Below are 15,407 nucleotides of genomic sequence, written 5' to 3'. Positions count from 1 at the left end.
TATGATCTACGGCTTCTGGAACAATAAGGGCGGCACCGGCAAGACCAGCCTGGCCTTCCAGGCGGCCTGCGCCTACGCGGATCAGCACGCCAACGAACGGGTGCTGATCATCGACGTCTGTCCGCAGGCGAACCTGTCCGAGCTGTTCCTCGGCGGCCTGACCAACAACGGCAGCCAGCACCTTCTGGCCCGGCAAGGCGAAACCCTCCGCGCCACAATCGGCGGCTACTTCCAGCTCCGCCTGCCGTCGCCCTACAGCCCGCCCACCTTCGACCCGGCTGACTTCATCACCCATCCACGCACCTTCAACCAGTCAATCCCGGACAACATCGACCTGGTCTGCGGCGATCCTCTCCTTGAGCTTCAGTCGAACGCGATGTCCACCCTGGCGAACACACAGATTCCCGGCACTGACGCATGGCTGGCCGTGATCAACTGGCTTTCGGACTTCCTCGCGCCGATCCGCGACAGCTACGACGTCATCTTCGTCGACGCCAACCCGAGCTTCTCGATCTACACCCAGATCGCTCTGTCGAGCACCGACCGGCTCGTCCTTCCCGTGATGGCCGACGACTCCTCGCGACGAGCGATCCAGAACGCCTTCTCGCTGATCTACGGCTTGAAGCTCCCCTCGGACATCTACGCGTCCTACGCCTTCGCCACCAGGCTCAAGGAAGCGGGACGCGAACTGCCGAAGGTCCATGCGATTGCCAAGAACCGTCTTACTCAGTACATGGGTCCCTCGTCCGCCTACGCCACCGTGCTCGGCTCGATCGACGAGGACATCACCAAGCTCCTCAAGTCCAATGGCAGCATCTTCACCTTCGACAAGATCGACCAGGGTGTCGTCGACATCCGCGACTTCCAGACCACGGGAGTGGTCGCCTTCGCCCGAGGCTGCCCCTTCTACAAGCTGGCCTCCGGCAAACTCGATGTCTTGGGGCAACGAATCCAGGTCAACGAGTCCTACCGCCAGAATTGCATCGAGGCGATCAACCAGCTGGTCAGCCACTTCTGATCACATTGCGGCCCCGAGTTGCCACGTGACACCTCGGGCCCGTGACAGCTGGCGATCACCAACGTCGTCGGACGGGCGAGGACCCGGGACAGACGCGTGACGCCTGCCGTGCAACTCAACACACCCACAGCCTACGACAGCCGCTCGGCAGTATCCGCAGGTCAAGCTATACGAGCATCCTCGTTTGGTCTGGTGACACGGTTGTTAGCGGCACCCCAAGCAAAGCGCGCGTTCTCGTCACAGGGGGTTACTTGCCACTTGGCCGTTGCTAGACAAGAACACGGACTATGAATGCCCGGTCACCGATGTGGCGGCCGGGCATTGGGGCGCGCAAGACGTCAGGCGTTAGCACGCTCCAGGCTCCTGCTGATGTGCTGGCCGATTACGGCGGCGGCGCCCTCCCAGGCGGTGCGGCCGTTAGCCAGCTTGCCAGTCCCGGGGTCGATCAGGGTTCCGGCCAGCGGGGTGTCGGCGGTGGTGATGCGCTCGGTCTTGGGGGTTCGGGAGAAGTTGAAGTCGTCCAGAGTGCGGACGGCGGCAGTGATGGTGCCTCGGGTGTCCGGGGCCGACGAGGCGAATGCCCACACCGCGGTGGCGATGCCATAGAGGACGCCCGCAGATGTGAGGTAGGTACCCTCGCGCAGGTCGGTGGCGGAGGTGCCGCCGTTGATCACATTGCCGTAGCCGGGGAGCTCGCCGAGCGCGGTCCAGAACTCGCTCAGAGAGGCGCGACCCTCGCTGGTGGTGGCGGCATCGTTGACGCGTTTGTCCATCGTGGTCTGGGTACGGAAGGCGTTGCCGACCAGCGCCAGGCCGGAGGTGTAGCGGATGGTTTTGAAGCTGAACAGGTGCTTGGACAACTTGCCGGGGTTGTCCTTTAGGAAGTCGACGCGGCCGATAAAAATGGGGCAGGTGTCGAACAGGTCGTTCAGGACGCGAGTGATGGGCTGCCGGCGGTCCATGGACAGGCCAAGCGAGGCGACCATGGGCTTGACGTTCTGCTGGAGGTCGGCGAAGTCCTGTGCGCGGCGACGCGGGTCGTCCTCCACGACGATGATGAGTGGCTGGCCGGACTCGCGCAGTCGTGTCATTACTGGGTCGTCGCCGTCTGAGTTCCGGAGCACGTGCTCGTATGCGCCGATACGGTGCTGGCCATCGCCGATGTCGAACTGTGCCGACAGGTCGATAGTGAGGGTGCCGATGGTCGCGGCGTCGCTGTCGGCAGTGACGCCCTCAATCTGGGCGGAGCGGAAGCTGACTTCCTTCTCGGTGATGTAGAGGACGGCGGCGCCGACGACAAAGTGGGTCTCCTCTTTGATGTAGGTCACGATCCCATTCAGGTGCGGCTTGTCCAGGGGGCGGTTGCCGTGTTCGTCGGCGTTGGAGCCCCACGCCTTCGGCTGGCGCACCATCTGGACGACGTCGGCCGGTGACATAGCGGTGGCGAACATCTGGCGTCCGCCCTGCTGATACGCAATGACGGGGAGCTGGATTTTGGGCATGCCGAATCTGCCTCTCGGTGGTCTGGTTCGGGAAGTGTCGTGCGTGGCCCGCCGTTGTGGTGCATGGGGGCGACAGCTCCAGACCCTACGCAGGATCCTGAGTCAGGACAATTGATTCTGGCGCGTTAAGGGTGGCGAATTCGGCGTAATGGATCGTAGATCTTGCGTATCTGGGCGCTGGGAAACGGCAGGGCCCTGCTGCTACGGGCTGGCTCTTGGGGCGCGTGGCCGTCTTGTGTGGACAGGAGGGCGAAGGCGTAGCTGCCCGGCGACCATGATCAGCGTTTCTGTACTTGGTGGCACGTTCGTTAACGGCACCCCGATTTCTGCGCTGGCAGGTGGCGGAGATTCAGGAGGCTGAACGCGTTCCCGAGACGATCGCCTGACCTGCCGGAGCGGCGCAATCACGCCGCCAGCCACGCCTCGGTCTGGCACCCGACCTCGAAATGCCACCGGCCTTCCTCCCGGCCACGAATCAACAGGGCTTTGATGCCGGCGAAGTCCGATCCGGTCGGGACGTCGAACGCCACCAACGGGAACTCGTCGCTGAACACCTCGCCGCCCAGGCCGAAGGGGAGGAAGCGCTCGTGGACGGCGTGCGGGCTGCGTCCGAGCGGGCCGCTCGGGATCGAGATCACGCGAACGGTGCAGTTGCCGGAGGCCTCCGCGCGTCCGGTCGCCCAATGCAAGCCGTCGGCGTCGGTGACGAAGCGAACGACATCGCCCTGGGCAATACCGTCCTGCAGGAACGGAACGTTCGCGATCCGCGCCAGGTCCTCACCGAGCCTCGTCGCCCACAGCCCTTCGGTGTCACGGGGCAGCCAACCCTCACGAGGCACGAACCGAAACCAGATCTTCAGCCGGTTGGACCCCATCGAGGACCGGAGGCACACCAGCGGGAGCGGCAGCCATGGACAGATCATCGCACCGCACCAAGGCGGGTCGGTCCCGCTCCCCCTGACCAACAATCGGGAGACGTTCGCTCCCCAGCCGTCATGGCGAGCGAGACAGCCAGCAGGATGGACGGGACAGCGTCACCTGACTGAAGCCTTCGCGCTCGGGGCCGCAGCAAGAGCATCGAACAGTTCCTCGGCGCGGCCGACGGATCGGAACGAGCCGGCATCCGTTGGGTCGAGATCGTGCCGACCGCGTCCGGGTTCCGTGTAGTGCTTCAAGCCGCCGAGGACACCGGCAGCGAGCACTTCTGCAACCTCGCCGAGTTTCCTCTCCTTGGTCCCGGTGCCGAGAAGTCGAGCCCCGAGCCCGGCCCGAGCAGTGGTCGCATCATCGAAGATGACCAGCACGTCGTCGGTCCCCAGGTGGATCCGGCCGTCGGGCGGATAGGTGGCCGAACGGCCGGCCGCGATCCAGACCTGGCCCGTGGCCGTCTGCAGGTGAACAGCATCCGGCACTGGCGTTGGAGCGCCGTGCTCTTCGCCGCACCAGTGAATACGGCACGACTCGATGGGCGTGGAGACGATCCCGGCCCACAGTCGGTGACCTGAGGCCGCGATGCGCGCGGACCCGCTCGGCTGGCCGATGGAGGACAGGAAGTCGCTCATCGGAGCCGGGTAGAGCTCAAGTCCGTAGTAGTCGAACGCGTGGCCCCAGGTCGCCGAGTACATGCTTCAGTCATCCATTGCCAATTCGACGCCCATGGTGGGCTCGTGCCAGGCACCGTAGTCCCATTCATCTGGATCTGTGCCTTCTTCGCCACCCATGAGCACGAAGTAGTCGACCGCGACGATCACTCGTCCGCGAAGATCGGCGACCAGTCACTCATAGCTCTCGGCGGTCAGCGCCGGAGGGGCGGTCACCGCTCCATGGTGGCAGCCGAGCCCATTACCGCAGCCGCGAAGCAGATAACAGCAGCTCAGCGGCCCGAACGACGGCAAGATCGTTCTCAGTATGGCGTTTCCACAAGACCGGACCCGCCACCTGCTGATTGCACAGCTCCCGTGATCTCGCACGCCGCGACAGCCTCAGCCTCAGGACTCCGGCGCGCGCCGGAGTCAGGCAGTGCAAAGAGAACAGCGAACCCGGCTACGACATAGCAGACGCCCTGGACAGCGATGACCGGGATGATGCCGAGAACCTGACCCAAATAGCCTGCCGCGAAGGTGGCGGCGAGTTGGCAGACCCCTTCCAAACTGGCGAGCGCTCCGAAGACACGTCCTCGATAGTCATCCGTGGTGTGCTGCTGGAAGAGGGTGTACAAGCCGGCGATCGTCAGGGCGCCGGGCAGCCCGGCAAGGACCATGCAGACGGCGACGGGCCACAGGGCGGTGTAGCCGAGAGGGTAGAGGAAGATCGCCAGATCGACGGCGCCGAACGTGACGGCGCCGAAGGCGAGCATCCGCTGGGGCGGGATCCGTTGGCCGAGGGATGCGACGGCGAGGCCGCCGAGGATCCCGCCGATCGCCTGGACGGCGGCGATCAGACCGTATGCCTGGCTGTCGCCGTGCAGGACATGCCGCACGAACGGCGCGAACAGGGTACCCATGACGCCTTCGCCGATACTGCTCAGGAGCACGAAGACCATGAGAGTGCGGAGGGCGTTCCGCCGCGCGACGAATCGCAGTCCGTCGGCCAGCTCTTGGACGACATCTCTGACGTGGCGCGAAAGGTGCTGCTCGACCTGGCCGGTGGCGTGCACGAACCTGATCAGGACGGCGGCGACGGCGAAGCTCCCAGCGTCGGCGAGCGCCACGGCGCCGATGCCGCCCGCCGCGGCGATCACGCCGCCGGCCGCGGCGCCGACGAGTCGGGAGAGGTCGCGGGACTGTCCGACCAGGGCGTTGGCGGTTATCAGCTCACTGTCGTCAACCAACCGCGGAAGCAATGCCTGTTCGGCCGGGGCGAAGAACTGGCGCACGGCGCCTTCCCAGACCAGCACCGCCACGACGATCCACACCTGGTTCGCGTGCCGAACCGCCATCAGCGGGAGCAGCCCCAGCGCCAACAGCACATTGGTGGTCACCATGGTCCGTTTGCGGCCCCAACGATCCGCGAAGACGCCGGCTATCGGGCCGAGCAGCACCTGGGGTGCGAACGTCGCCATGACCGCCACCGCTGAGGCGACCGTGGAGCCGGTCAGCGCATATACGGAGTAGCCGAGGCCGGTCACCAGGATCCAGTCGCCCGCGGTCGACACCAGCCCCGCCGTCAGCACCAGGCGCAAGTCGCGGCGATGTGCCAACACCTGTCGCAGCCCGGGCATGTCAGCGGTCCTCCGGCGGCTGTGCCAGAGGCACCGTGATCGTCGTGATGCTGACCGGGACGGATCCTGGTGGGCGGGACGTCAGATCGTCGATCGGCCGCTCGTTGACGTACCGCAGGAGCAGATCGTCGATGGCGCCGCTCAGCTCGGCCAGTTCCTCGAACGTCAGGTAGACGTTCGTCCGCCCCAGCCCGGCCTGCTCGTTCCAGCCCTCCGGCCAGTCACGGCGACGCCGCTGCCAGTCGATGAACTGTGCCACCGCCTGCTCGGCGGAGATCCGTTCCAACACATCGGCAGCGTCGGCGACCTCGGGATCGGTCCCCGCGCCCTGGATCCGTTGCGAGGTGAACACCAACCGCCAGGGGCGTTCCCGGTTGTCCTTGCCCTCGGTCTGCTCGACGAATCCGTACTTCGCCAACTGACGTAGGTGGTGGGAGGCAAGACCGTGGCTGATCCCCAGCTCACGGGCCGCGTCCGCAGTGGTCAGCCGGCCCTCCCGCCCGATCAGGCCCATGAGCTCCAGGCGCACCGGATGCGCCATCGCCCGGATCACAGTCGCGTCGTCCAGGACCAGCCAGCGCTGGCCGGAGGGTTGGGGTGCTTCACTCGACGATTCCAAGGACATGCTTGGAATCGTGGATGAGGACTTGCCTTATGTCAAGGATCTGCTTGGAATGTGGTGTGACGTGGGGATCCTAGACCCACAGGTCCACAGGGGAAGACCTCACATCGCCGCGATAGCCGCACGCGCGAGACTCACCACCTCCTCATCCTCTGCGATTCCTCGCCAGCCGCCGCTGTAGAGCAGGCGCTCCTGGCTGGCCATCGTCTGTTCCAGCAGCGGACGGAAGGCTGCCGCTGCGGAACCCAGCTCCGGGAGGTACCGGAGGGCTTGGCGGGAGATCGGAAGCAGCCTGCCGTGGCGGAGTGGGTCGAGGGCGGCGTCGAAGACGTCCAGGCACAGGGTCGGGTCGCTGGTGATTCGCCAGTGGGCGTGGGCTGCCTCGACGCCGGGCCAGGACTGCCAGTACGAGCGCTTGGCGTTCAGTATCGTGGCGAAGCGCTCGGCCAGCTCTGTTCCGTGGGGGCCGAGGTCGGCGGCCTGGCGGAACTGGGGAGCCGAGCGGATCAGGTCAGGGTCGACGTCGGCGCCGCGGAGGAACAGTTCGGGGTCGCCGGTGATCCGGAGGTAGGCCCAGGCCGCGGTGGCGGCGTCCTGGTGCGATGAAGCGCCGATGCCGTGAAGCTCTTCGGCAGCCTCGGCGGCGTCCGGCCCGAGGTTGCCGAGGACGTTGCACGCCAGCCTCACGTCCGCACCGGCCAGCAGGGCCCTCAGCTCCGGCAGGGCAGCGGCAGCGGCGGGGCCGTAGGCGGCGAGGACCTCGGTCAGGTGGTACAGACCGGGGGTGGTGGTCTCCCGGGCGAGGCGCCGGCGCAATGCCGGGATGAGCGCGTCGGCGTGCGGTCTCATCGGAGTCAGGACGTCGGCCAGGCCGGGCACGTCGGTCAGCATGAACCCCAAGGTGTCAGCTTGGTAGTGGTTTTCGGAAAAGGCGAACCGCGCTGGGGCACCGTCGATCGCCTCGACAAGGTCCGGAATGACTCGTGGGTCCCCCAGGTGTGCCAGGGCCCAGATCCCCCTGGTGGCGACCGCGTCGTCGGGGTCATGTGCCACATCCAGAAGAAGGTCGGCATAGGGCTGCGCGGATTGGCCGGCGGCGGCCAGAAGGTGGGCGGCAGCAGTACGAGTCTCAGCTGCCTGCTGCCGGTCGAGCAGCTGCGCGATGTCCGGCAGCAGCGCGGACGCTGCCACCCGCGATCGCAGCAACACGCCCCCGACCTGCCTGAACACCGGCGCTCCGCTCGCACGGATCTCCTCGTTCCGCAAACCCCAGGTCGCGAGCCGCAGCTGGAAGCCGCCGTCGTCGATGTAGCGGACGAGCCATCGGACCAACCCGCCAGCGCTCTCCGCCTTGACGAAGTAGTCGTTCGCGACCAGCGCAGGGTCGGCGAGCGCCGCGAAGACGGCATCGGCGTCCACTGCGCTGTCCGGTGTCAACCGGTGCCGCGCGATCAGTCCCGCGAGCCGCGCGCGGCCGTCGGTCTCGCTGGCCTCGACCGCCCACGTCGCAAGGCCGGGGCGGACATCGGCTGAAAGCTCGGCGGACAGTTCGCCGAGGCACAGCAGAAGCGTGACACGAACGGGGTAGTCGGTCTCGATCTGGAAGCGACGACGCAGCGCCTCGGCAATCTGGTCGGCGTCGGAGTCGTAGACCGCGACGAGACCTGCCGCCATCCTTCGCACGCCAGGATCGGCATCGTCCAGAAGCTCGATGAACCGAGGAAGGGCGATCCGCATAGTCGCGCGCAGCTCCAGGGCCGCCGCATAGGTTCGCCAGGGCTCGTTGATGTCACGGAGCAGACGGGCGAACTTCGTCAGGATGCCCAGGACCCGCCGCCGATGAACGACAGCCGACTCACAGGCCATGTCGATCAGGATCGGTACCGCCGCAGCACCCGCTGAGTAGACACACCCTCCCTGGTGGTACAGCGACATGCCGAGTTTGCTGACGGCGTCGGAATCGCCGGCCAGCGCTGCCCGCAGGTATCCGGCGGTGTCGGTTGCCGGGCCGTACGCGTGAGCCAGTGTCGGCCAGTCGACGGCCTCTATCGCAGCGATCATCTGTTCCACGGTCGGCCACGCTACGGAGCCGAGCAGGGTAAGCGCCACCCTGAACGAGGCCGTGCCGGGCCTCTATCAGGCCGGCGCCTATGCTGGTGCGTCCACTGCGTCCACGCCTACGGAGGCTGACAATCTCCGCCAGAAGTGATCGACACCAACGCTCCACAAGGGGGGACCGTGACCACCGAGCGAAAATTCGCCGACGCCGAGAGCCTGGCCCCGGCGATCCGGGAGGTCTTCGGCACCGACCGCCGCATCGCCGCCGTCGACCGCCTGCTTAACGGCACCAAGAAGGGCGTCTACCGCGTCACGCTGGACGACGCCACCAGCACCATCGTCTACGTCTGGAACGCCGACGAGGACTACTGGGCCGGGCTGCTCCCCGACGGCCACGACGACCCGTCCGACCCCTTCGCCCACGCCTCCGGCATCGACTTCTTCGAAGGCGCCACCCGCCGCCTGGAGGCGGTCGGAGTCCGTTCGCCGCGGCTGCTGCTCGCCGACCGCAGCCGGAACCTGTACCCGGCCGACATCGCCGTGGCCGAAGACATCCGCGGCGGGACGCTGGAGGCGCTACTCGAGCGCGACCCGCAAGCTGGCCAACGCACGCTCACCCAGCTCGCGGACATGCTCCCGCGCATGCACACCCACCGCGGGCCGGCGTTCGGGCGCGTGGCCTGGATCGACGGCGGCGGCGCGTCCCCGGACATGACCTGCGAGCAGGCGTACCTGGAACGCAGCCTGGTGAACATCGCCACCGCCGTCCCCCGCGACACCCGCGCAGCGGCCGGCGAGGCGATGCTGGAGGAGAAGCTGCGCACCCTGCACGCCGCACTCGAACCCCGCGCAGAGCACGGCGTCGTCCACGGCGAACTCTGCGCCGAACACACACTCGTCGGCCCGGACGGCGAGCCCGTCCTCATCGACATCGAAGGCCTGATGTACACCGACATCGAGGTCGAGCACTGCTGGATGCGCATGCGCTTCGGCCCGCACTACGAGGCGCTCCGCAACCCGGACCTCGACCCCCAGCGCATGCAGTACTACCAGTACGTCATGCACCTGGACCTGGTCGGCGGCCCGCTGCGCATCGCCGAGGGCGACTTCCCGGACCGGCAGTGGATGCTCGACATCGCAGACTTCCACCTGCAGAAGTCGCTCGCCTACGAAGCCTGAGTACCAGCGGCTGCGCCGATTGACCGGCCGGCGCGGGATACACGATCACCGCCGCCGCAGCACCCCGCCGCACCCCCGCACCACTACCACCACTGCGTGACAAATCCCTACCGCAGTGTATTCTTTGCGTTAATCAAGGCTCTTATTTGCAAGATTCGGTCCCCCACCCGGCACCAGGAGTCAAAGATGCCCCACCATCTCCTCCGACGCCTAGCCGCCACCGCCGCCGTCCTCGCAGCCCCGGCGCTCGCCCTCACCGCCGCGCCCACCACGCCGGCGCGCGCCGCGGCCGCGAATCCCACCAGCGGCTACTGGACCGGCACGTGGGCCAGCGCGCCGCAGGCCGGGGGTGACAGCTTCAGCGGTCAGACGATCCGGCAGGTCGTCCACACCAGCATCGGTGGGAACAGCGCGCGCCTGCAGGTGTCCAACGCCTTCGGCAGCGCGCCCCTGACCGTCAGCGACGTGCACATCGCGCAGGCCGGGTCGGGTTCGGCGGTGGTCGGCGGCACCGACCACACGGTGACCTTCGGCGGCTCCGCGACGGTCACCATCCCGGCCGGAGGCACCGGTATCAGCGACAGCATCGCCTACGCCGTCCCGGCCGCGACGAACCTTGCGATCAGCTTCTACCTGCCGGGCAACACCGGCGCCTCCACGTTCCACCAGTTCTCGATGTCCACCAGCTACGTGGCCGGAGGCGACGTCAGCGGCGCCGCCAGCCTGTCGGGCGCGCAGACGCAGAACAACTACTACTTCCTGTCCAGTCTGGACGTGCAGAACCCGAACTCGGCCGGCGCCGTCGTCACGCTCGGCGCCTCCATCACCGACGGCTACGCCTCCAGCATCGACGCGAACAACCGCTGGCCCGACGTCCTCGCCTCGCGCCTGAAGGCCGCCGGCGACACCATCGGCGTCCTGAACGAGGGCATCAGCGGAAACAAGCTGCTAGCCGACGGCGCGGGCCAGAGCGCGGTGAACCGCTTCGCGCGCGACGTGCTCGCCCAACCCGGCGTCCGCTGGGTCGTCTTCTCCGACGATCCCATCAACGATCTCGGCTCGACCAGCCCGCAACCGACCGCCGCGCAGCTCATTTCGGGCCTGCAGCAGCTGATCGCCGCAACGCACCAGAACGGCATCACGTTCATCTGCTCGACCCTCACCCCCTACCAGGGCGCCGGCTACTGGAACGCCTCGGGAGAAACGGCCCGCGAGGCCATCGACAGCTACGTCCGCAGCTCCGGCAGCGGCTGCGACGGCGTCATCGACCAGGACGCCGCCACCCACGACCCGTCGAACCCGACCTGGTACCTGCTCGCCGACGACAGCGGCGACCACCTGCACCCGAGCAACGCCGGCTACCAAGCCATCGGCAATGCCGTCAACCTGGGCCTGTTCACCCAGCCCAACCTGCCGGTGATCAGCCTGCGCGCGCACGCTAATGGCGACTACGTCACCGCGGACAACGGCGGCGGCTCGCCTCTGATCGCCAACCGCACGGCGATCGGATTCTGGGAGCAGTTCGACGAGATCGACCAGGGCAACGGCGCCATCGCGCTGCGCTCCCATGCCAACGGCCTGATCGTCACCGCCGACAACGCCGGCGCGCAACCGCTCATCGCCAATCGCACCGCCGTCGGCGCCTGGGAAACTTTCCAGCTCATCCACAACCCCGACGGCAGCGTCAGCCTCAAAGCCGACGCGAACGGCGACTACGTCACCGCCGAGAACGCCGGAGCCCAGCCGCTGATCGCCAACCGCACCGCGATCGGCGCCTGGGAGGAGTTCGACCTCATCCGGGACAACTGAAACAGCTATCCAACACAGCAACCCATCGCAACGCAGCACACCAACGCAGGAAACCAGTCCAGGACAGCACTCCAGAAACGACCGACAACTTCACCGTCGGCCCCGGCGACCGGATCGGTCTGGTCGGGCCGAACGGCGTCGAAGCCCTGGCCGAGTACGGCGACGTCCAGGACCGTTGAGGCGCTGCGGGAGTTCGCCGGCACGCTGGTGATGGTCACCCATGACGCGTCCTTCGCCGACCGGGTCGGGTTCACCCGCACCTGGGAGGTCCGCGGAGGCACGATCACCGAGACCACCGAGACGGCTCAGCTCCCGGCCTGACCACCAGCGGCGACAAGCAGCCGCCGCCGCAAGAAGACCGCAAGAAGCCTCCGCAAGAGGCCCCTACAACCACCCGCGCCGTCCGGCCTTGAGTCCGGCGTCGAACCGGCTGGTCGCCCCCAGCCGGTCCATCAGGTCGGCGATCCGCCGCCGCACGGTCCGCAGTGACACGCCGAGCCGGTTGGCGGCGGCTTCGTCGGTGACTCCGGCGGCCATGAGCTTGAGCAGTTCGTGGTCGGCGTCGGTGGGGCCGTCCTCCGGCTTCGGATCGGCGGCCGGCGCGTCCAGCGGGACGGCGCGTTCCCACGCGTGCTCGAACAGCGCCACCAGCGCCGTGACCACGCCGGGTTCGGCGACCTGCACCGCGCCCTTGCTAGTGTCGGCGGGGTCCAGCGGCACCATCGCGCAGGCCCGATCGACGATCACCATCCGCGGCGGCAGCACCGGGGAGGTCCGGATCTGGGCGCCGCCTTCGATCATCCATCGCGAGTAGGCGACGGTGTGCGGGCTGGTTCGCATCGAGTCCTGCGCCAGCGTCCGCATCCGCACGCCCCGCCGCAGCAGTCCGCTGTCCAGATCGCGGGACGCCTCCAGGGTCTCGCGACGCTGTCCGGCGCCGGGCACCACCGACAGCAGCTCGGTTTTCGCGCCGACGGCCAGGGCCTCCAGCCGGGACTGGATGGCGTCGAGGCCGACGAGGCGCTCGGCGTCGGGGTAGGCGGCCGGGTCGGGGGCGGCGGTGACGTCGGCGAGCAGCGCCGCGACGGCGGCCTGGCCGGCGGCTATCTCCTGGCGGCGCCGGGCCAGCTCGGCTTCCTGCCGGCTGACCAGCACGGCCAGCCCGATCTCGGGGTTCACCGGCCGCAGCGTCCCCGGGGCCTCCCGGGACGCGCGCAGCAGCGTGAGCGCGGCGAGCTGGTCCAGGGCGTCGCGGACCTCGGTTTCGGACAGGCCGGTGCCGGCGACGAGCTCGGTCACGCCCCACTCGGGATGCTGAAGCATCTCGCGGTAGATGAGCTCGCTGACCGCTTCCAGTCCCAGAACCTCAAGCACGACGTCCTACTTCCCCACGCTTGGCGGGCGCCGTCCCGTGCCGAACGCCCTACCTCGGAGAATACGTCAACCCGACATACCGGTAGCAACTATCAGCAAATATCACCGACGGTGCCCGGATGATCACTGGCATTCCGTGGCCAGGGCCAGATGGTGCCAGTCACAACCCCTTCTCATTGCCCCGACCTGCTGAAATGCTCGCTGCATGCCCTCGGTCGACCCGGTGTCGACCGCACTGTCACCGCCACACATCTGGAGCCGCATCAGCATGTCGCCTCTCGCCAAATTCGCCGCCGTCGCGGCCGTCGTGACCGCCGCCGTGGGAACGGTGGCCGCCCCGGCCGGCGCCGCAGCAGCGCCGGCCGCCTCCACCCGCATCTCGGCCGCCGCCACCACCCACTCGGCCTCGACGACGTCCGCCGGCTCGGCCGCCTCCGCCGCGACCGTGACCACGCCGCTGCCGGCGAGCTCGCCCATCGCGGCGTGCGGCGCCTGCTGGGAGTAGCCATGCGCACCGCGATCGTCAGCCTCGACGCCCCGAGCCTCGATGTGCCCGGCACCGGCCGCCCCGCCAGGCCGGCGGCCACCGCGATCGTCGACACGCTGTGGCTGTCCGTCCTGGGCAGCGACCGGGTCGAGCACATCCACGTCGCGACCCGCCCCGAGGGCGCGGACGCCCTGTTCTTCCTCGCCCGCGACGCCGACCCCGACCGCGTACTGGCCGTGTGCCGCCGTGCCATCGCCGGAACGCCCTGGCTGGCCGGCTGGACCGCGGGCTTCGAAATGGCCGCCGCCGGCTGGTGAGCCCCGCACCGAGAAAGGACGATCGTGGTCACCGACAGCTCCTCACCCGCAGCCCTGGCACTGCCGCTTCCGGCGCACGCGCACACCGCGGCCCGCGAACTGGCCCGCGTCCACGGCGTGTCGCTGCGCGCGGTCCTGCTGGCCGCCAGCATGTACGCGGGTCAGGAGACCGGCCTGGAGGGCCGCAGGCCGCTGGACAAGGGCCGGCTGGTCCGCGACGCCGAGACGTTCCTTTCCCACGCCGGATTCGGCACCTCGCATCTGCAGCGATACACCAGCGACAGCGGCGACATCCTGATCCGGGTCGCCGAGGACCCGGTGCGCCACACGTTCCGCGTGGAGCTCACACCGCTGTCGGCGCGGATCCCCGCCGACCGGCAGTGGCGGCTGTGGAACCGGTTCGTCACCTTTCTGCAAGCGCCGCGCTCGGACCTCACCGCGCTGGCCCGGATGCTGGCGACCCGGTCCCCGGACACCGTCGCCATCGAAGACGACCACGACCGGTTCACCTACCGCGACCTGGCACACCTGGCCGACAACGCCGCCGCGCTCAGCACACCCGACACTCCCGACACACTCGGCGCCCCGGGCCCGGGCAGCGTCATCGGCGTCCTGGGCTCGGCCGGGGCACGATTCTGGGCCACGGTGTTCGCGCTCTACGACGCCGGCCTCACCTACGTGCCCCTGGACACGCGCCACCCGGCGCAGCGGTTGCAATCGATGGCGCGAACCGCCGGCTGCACCCTGATCGTCGACACCACCGCCAGCGCCGACCTGCCGCGCTCGGCCAGATCCCCGCTCGCGACCAGCCTGAAAGCTGTGGCGCGCGTCGTCTCGTGGAAGCATCTCAACGAACTTCGACCGGCGACCCATGCCGCGTCCGATACCGAACGCCGCCGCGAACCGTCGCCCGAGGACGTCGCCTGCATCATGTTCACCGGCGAAACCGGCGCCACGCCCCGGGGTGTTCAGGTGCCGCGCGGCGCGCTGGCGCACCTGGCGACGTGGGCGGCCGCCGAGATGGGTCTGGCTCGCGGGACGATCGTCAGCCAGGGCGCGGCGGTCGGGGTCGACGCGGCGGCGTGGGAGGTGTGGCCGGCGCTGTTCGCCGGCGCGCCGGTGTTGGTCGCCCCCGACGACGTCCGTGACGATCCGGCCGCGTTCGTCGGCTGGCTGCTGTCCCGCAACGTCGAGGTGGCGCTCGCCCCGGCGCCGATCGCCGAGCTGCTGATCGGTATGACCTGGCCCACGGGCACCGACCTGCGGGTCCTGGCATCCGGCGGGGAGCAGCTGGCCCCGATCCCGCCGGGGCTGCCGTTCCGGGTCCTGGGCCTGTACGGGCCCACCGAGTGCACGGTCGTGTCGGCGGCGGCGTGGGTCGAGCCGGGCGACCGGACGCCGCCGATCGGGCACGTCGTGCCGCACCTGTACCACCGCGTCGTCGACGACAACGGCACCCCTGTGGCCCCCGGCACGCCGGGAGAGCTGTGGCTCGGCGGCCCCGGCCTGGCCCTGGGCTACGCGGGCCTGCCGAACGAGACCGCCGAGCGGTTCATCCCCGACCCGCACGCCGCCTCCGCGCAGCGTGTGTTCCGCACCGGCGACCTGGTCCGCGAACGTCCCGACGGCCAGCTCGACTTCCTCGGCCGCCGCGGCGCGCGCCAGGACCGTCACGACGGCCCGGTGAAGGTCGCCGGGGCGCGCGTCGAGCACGACATCGAGCACGACGTCGAGCAGGGTGGGGCTGAGGTCGGCGGGGGCCGTATCCCCGGCGTTCGTTCGGCGGCGCCCTCGACGGAGTCTGTACGATAAGGGCTCTGA

The 15,407-nt window shown here is 68.6% G+C and carries 14 protein-coding genes; 5 read left to right on the top strand and 9 right to left on the bottom strand.

Features of this window, described 5'->3' with window-relative positions:
* The first annotated feature begins 1 nt into the window (after position 1).
* On the top strand, positions 2 to 1,018 hold the full coding sequence (locus tag GWK61_RS18065) for a ParA family protein (protein ID WP_194909566.1): 1,017 nt from the start codon (positions 2 to 4) through the stop codon (positions 1,016 to 1,018).
* Between the two features lie 338 nt (positions 1,019 to 1,356).
* Here GWK61_RS18065 and GWK61_RS18060 read toward each other — a convergent pair whose 3' ends face one another.
* From GWK61_RS18060 to GWK61_RS18035, 7 genes are all read right to left on the bottom strand, one after another.
* Positions 1,357 to 2,520 (bottom strand): DNA sulfur modification protein DndB, encoded by a 1,164-nt coding sequence (locus GWK61_RS18060; RefSeq protein ID WP_194909558.1) that lies wholly within the window; start codon positions 2,518 to 2,520, stop codon positions 1,357 to 1,359.
* A gap of 404 nt (positions 2,521 to 2,924) precedes the next feature.
* Positions 2,925 to 3,395 carry a DUF4265 domain-containing protein gene (locus GWK61_RS18055; protein ID WP_228562512.1) on the bottom strand — a complete coding sequence of 157 codons (471 nt, stop codon included), beginning with the start codon at positions 3,393 to 3,395 and terminating at the stop codon, positions 2,925 to 2,927.
* A gap of 159 nt (positions 3,396 to 3,554) precedes the next feature.
* Positions 3,555 to 4,145: a hypothetical protein gene (locus GWK61_RS18050; protein WP_194909556.1), complete on the bottom strand. Its 591-nt coding sequence runs from the start codon at positions 4,143 to 4,145 to the stop codon at positions 3,555 to 3,557.
* Positions 4,146 to 4,148: 3 nt separating this feature from the next.
* Positions 4,149 to 4,271 (bottom strand): hypothetical protein, encoded by a 123-nt coding sequence (locus GWK61_RS58570; RefSeq protein WP_267254291.1) that lies wholly within the window; start codon positions 4,269 to 4,271, stop codon positions 4,149 to 4,151.
* Positions 4,272 to 4,423: 152 nt separating this feature from the next.
* Entirely contained in the window at positions 4,424 to 5,740 is a 1,317-nt protein-coding gene (locus GWK61_RS18045) for an MFS transporter (RefSeq protein WP_194909555.1), read from the bottom strand.
* A 1-nt stretch (position 5,741) separates the two neighbouring features.
* Positions 5,742 to 6,365 (bottom strand): ArsR/SmtB family transcription factor, encoded by a 624-nt coding sequence (locus tag GWK61_RS18040; RefSeq protein WP_194909554.1) that lies wholly within the window; start codon positions 6,363 to 6,365, stop codon positions 5,742 to 5,744.
* A gap of 99 nt (positions 6,366 to 6,464) precedes the next feature.
* On the bottom strand, positions 6,465 to 8,423 hold the full coding sequence (locus GWK61_RS18035) for a HEAT repeat domain-containing protein (protein WP_194909553.1): 1,959 nt from the start codon (positions 8,421 to 8,423) through the stop codon (positions 6,465 to 6,467).
* A gap of 177 nt (positions 8,424 to 8,600) precedes the next feature.
* Here GWK61_RS18035 and GWK61_RS18030 point away from each other — a divergent pair, with 177 nt between their 5' ends.
* Positions 8,601 to 9,599, top strand: coding sequence for a phosphotransferase (locus GWK61_RS18030; RefSeq protein ID WP_194909552.1), 999 nt, complete (start codon positions 8,601 to 8,603; stop codon positions 9,597 to 9,599).
* 186 nt (positions 9,600 to 9,785) lie between these two features.
* Positions 9,786 to 11,408: a GDSL-type esterase/lipase family protein gene (locus GWK61_RS18025; RefSeq protein WP_194909551.1), complete on the top strand. Its 1,623-nt coding sequence runs from the start codon at positions 9,786 to 9,788 to the stop codon at positions 11,406 to 11,408.
* 384 nt (positions 11,409 to 11,792) lie between these two features.
* Here the strand turns inward: GWK61_RS18025 and GWK61_RS59585 are convergent, their stop codons facing one another.
* Together GWK61_RS59585 and GWK61_RS18015 are read right to left on the bottom strand one after the other, a co-directional pair.
* Positions 11,793 to 12,782 (bottom strand): LuxR C-terminal-related transcriptional regulator, encoded by a 990-nt coding sequence (locus GWK61_RS59585; RefSeq protein ID WP_194909550.1) that lies wholly within the window; start codon positions 12,780 to 12,782, stop codon positions 11,793 to 11,795.
* 123 nt (positions 12,783 to 12,905) lie between these two features.
* The gene (locus GWK61_RS18015) at positions 12,906 to 13,259 is read right to left on the bottom strand and encodes a hypothetical protein (protein ID WP_194909549.1); all 354 of its coding nucleotides are present in this window, start codon (positions 13,257 to 13,259) and stop codon (positions 12,906 to 12,908) included.
* A gap of 30 nt (positions 13,260 to 13,289) precedes the next feature.
* On the opposite strand from GWK61_RS18015, the gene GWK61_RS18010 reads away from it, so the two are divergent.
* Together GWK61_RS18010 and GWK61_RS18005 are read left to right on the top strand one after the other, a co-directional pair.
* On the top strand, positions 13,290 to 13,586 hold the full coding sequence (locus GWK61_RS18010; RefSeq protein ID WP_194909548.1) for a hypothetical protein: 297 nt from the start codon (positions 13,290 to 13,292) through the stop codon (positions 13,584 to 13,586).
* Between the two features lie 24 nt (positions 13,587 to 13,610).
* A complete protein-coding gene (locus GWK61_RS18005) occupies positions 13,611 to 15,398 on the top strand; it encodes an AMP-binding protein (RefSeq protein WP_194909547.1) in 1,788 nt (595 codons plus the stop codon).
* Positions 15,399 to 15,407 lie beyond the last annotated feature (9 nt).

This window comes from Catenulispora rubra, from assembly GCF_015356825.1.
Classification (GTDB): domain Bacteria; phylum Actinomycetota; class Actinomycetes; order Streptomycetales; family Catenulisporaceae; genus Catenulispora; species Catenulispora rubra.
Note: the sequence above shows the minus strand (reverse complement) of the source record. Positions and strands in the feature narration are given on the sequence as shown.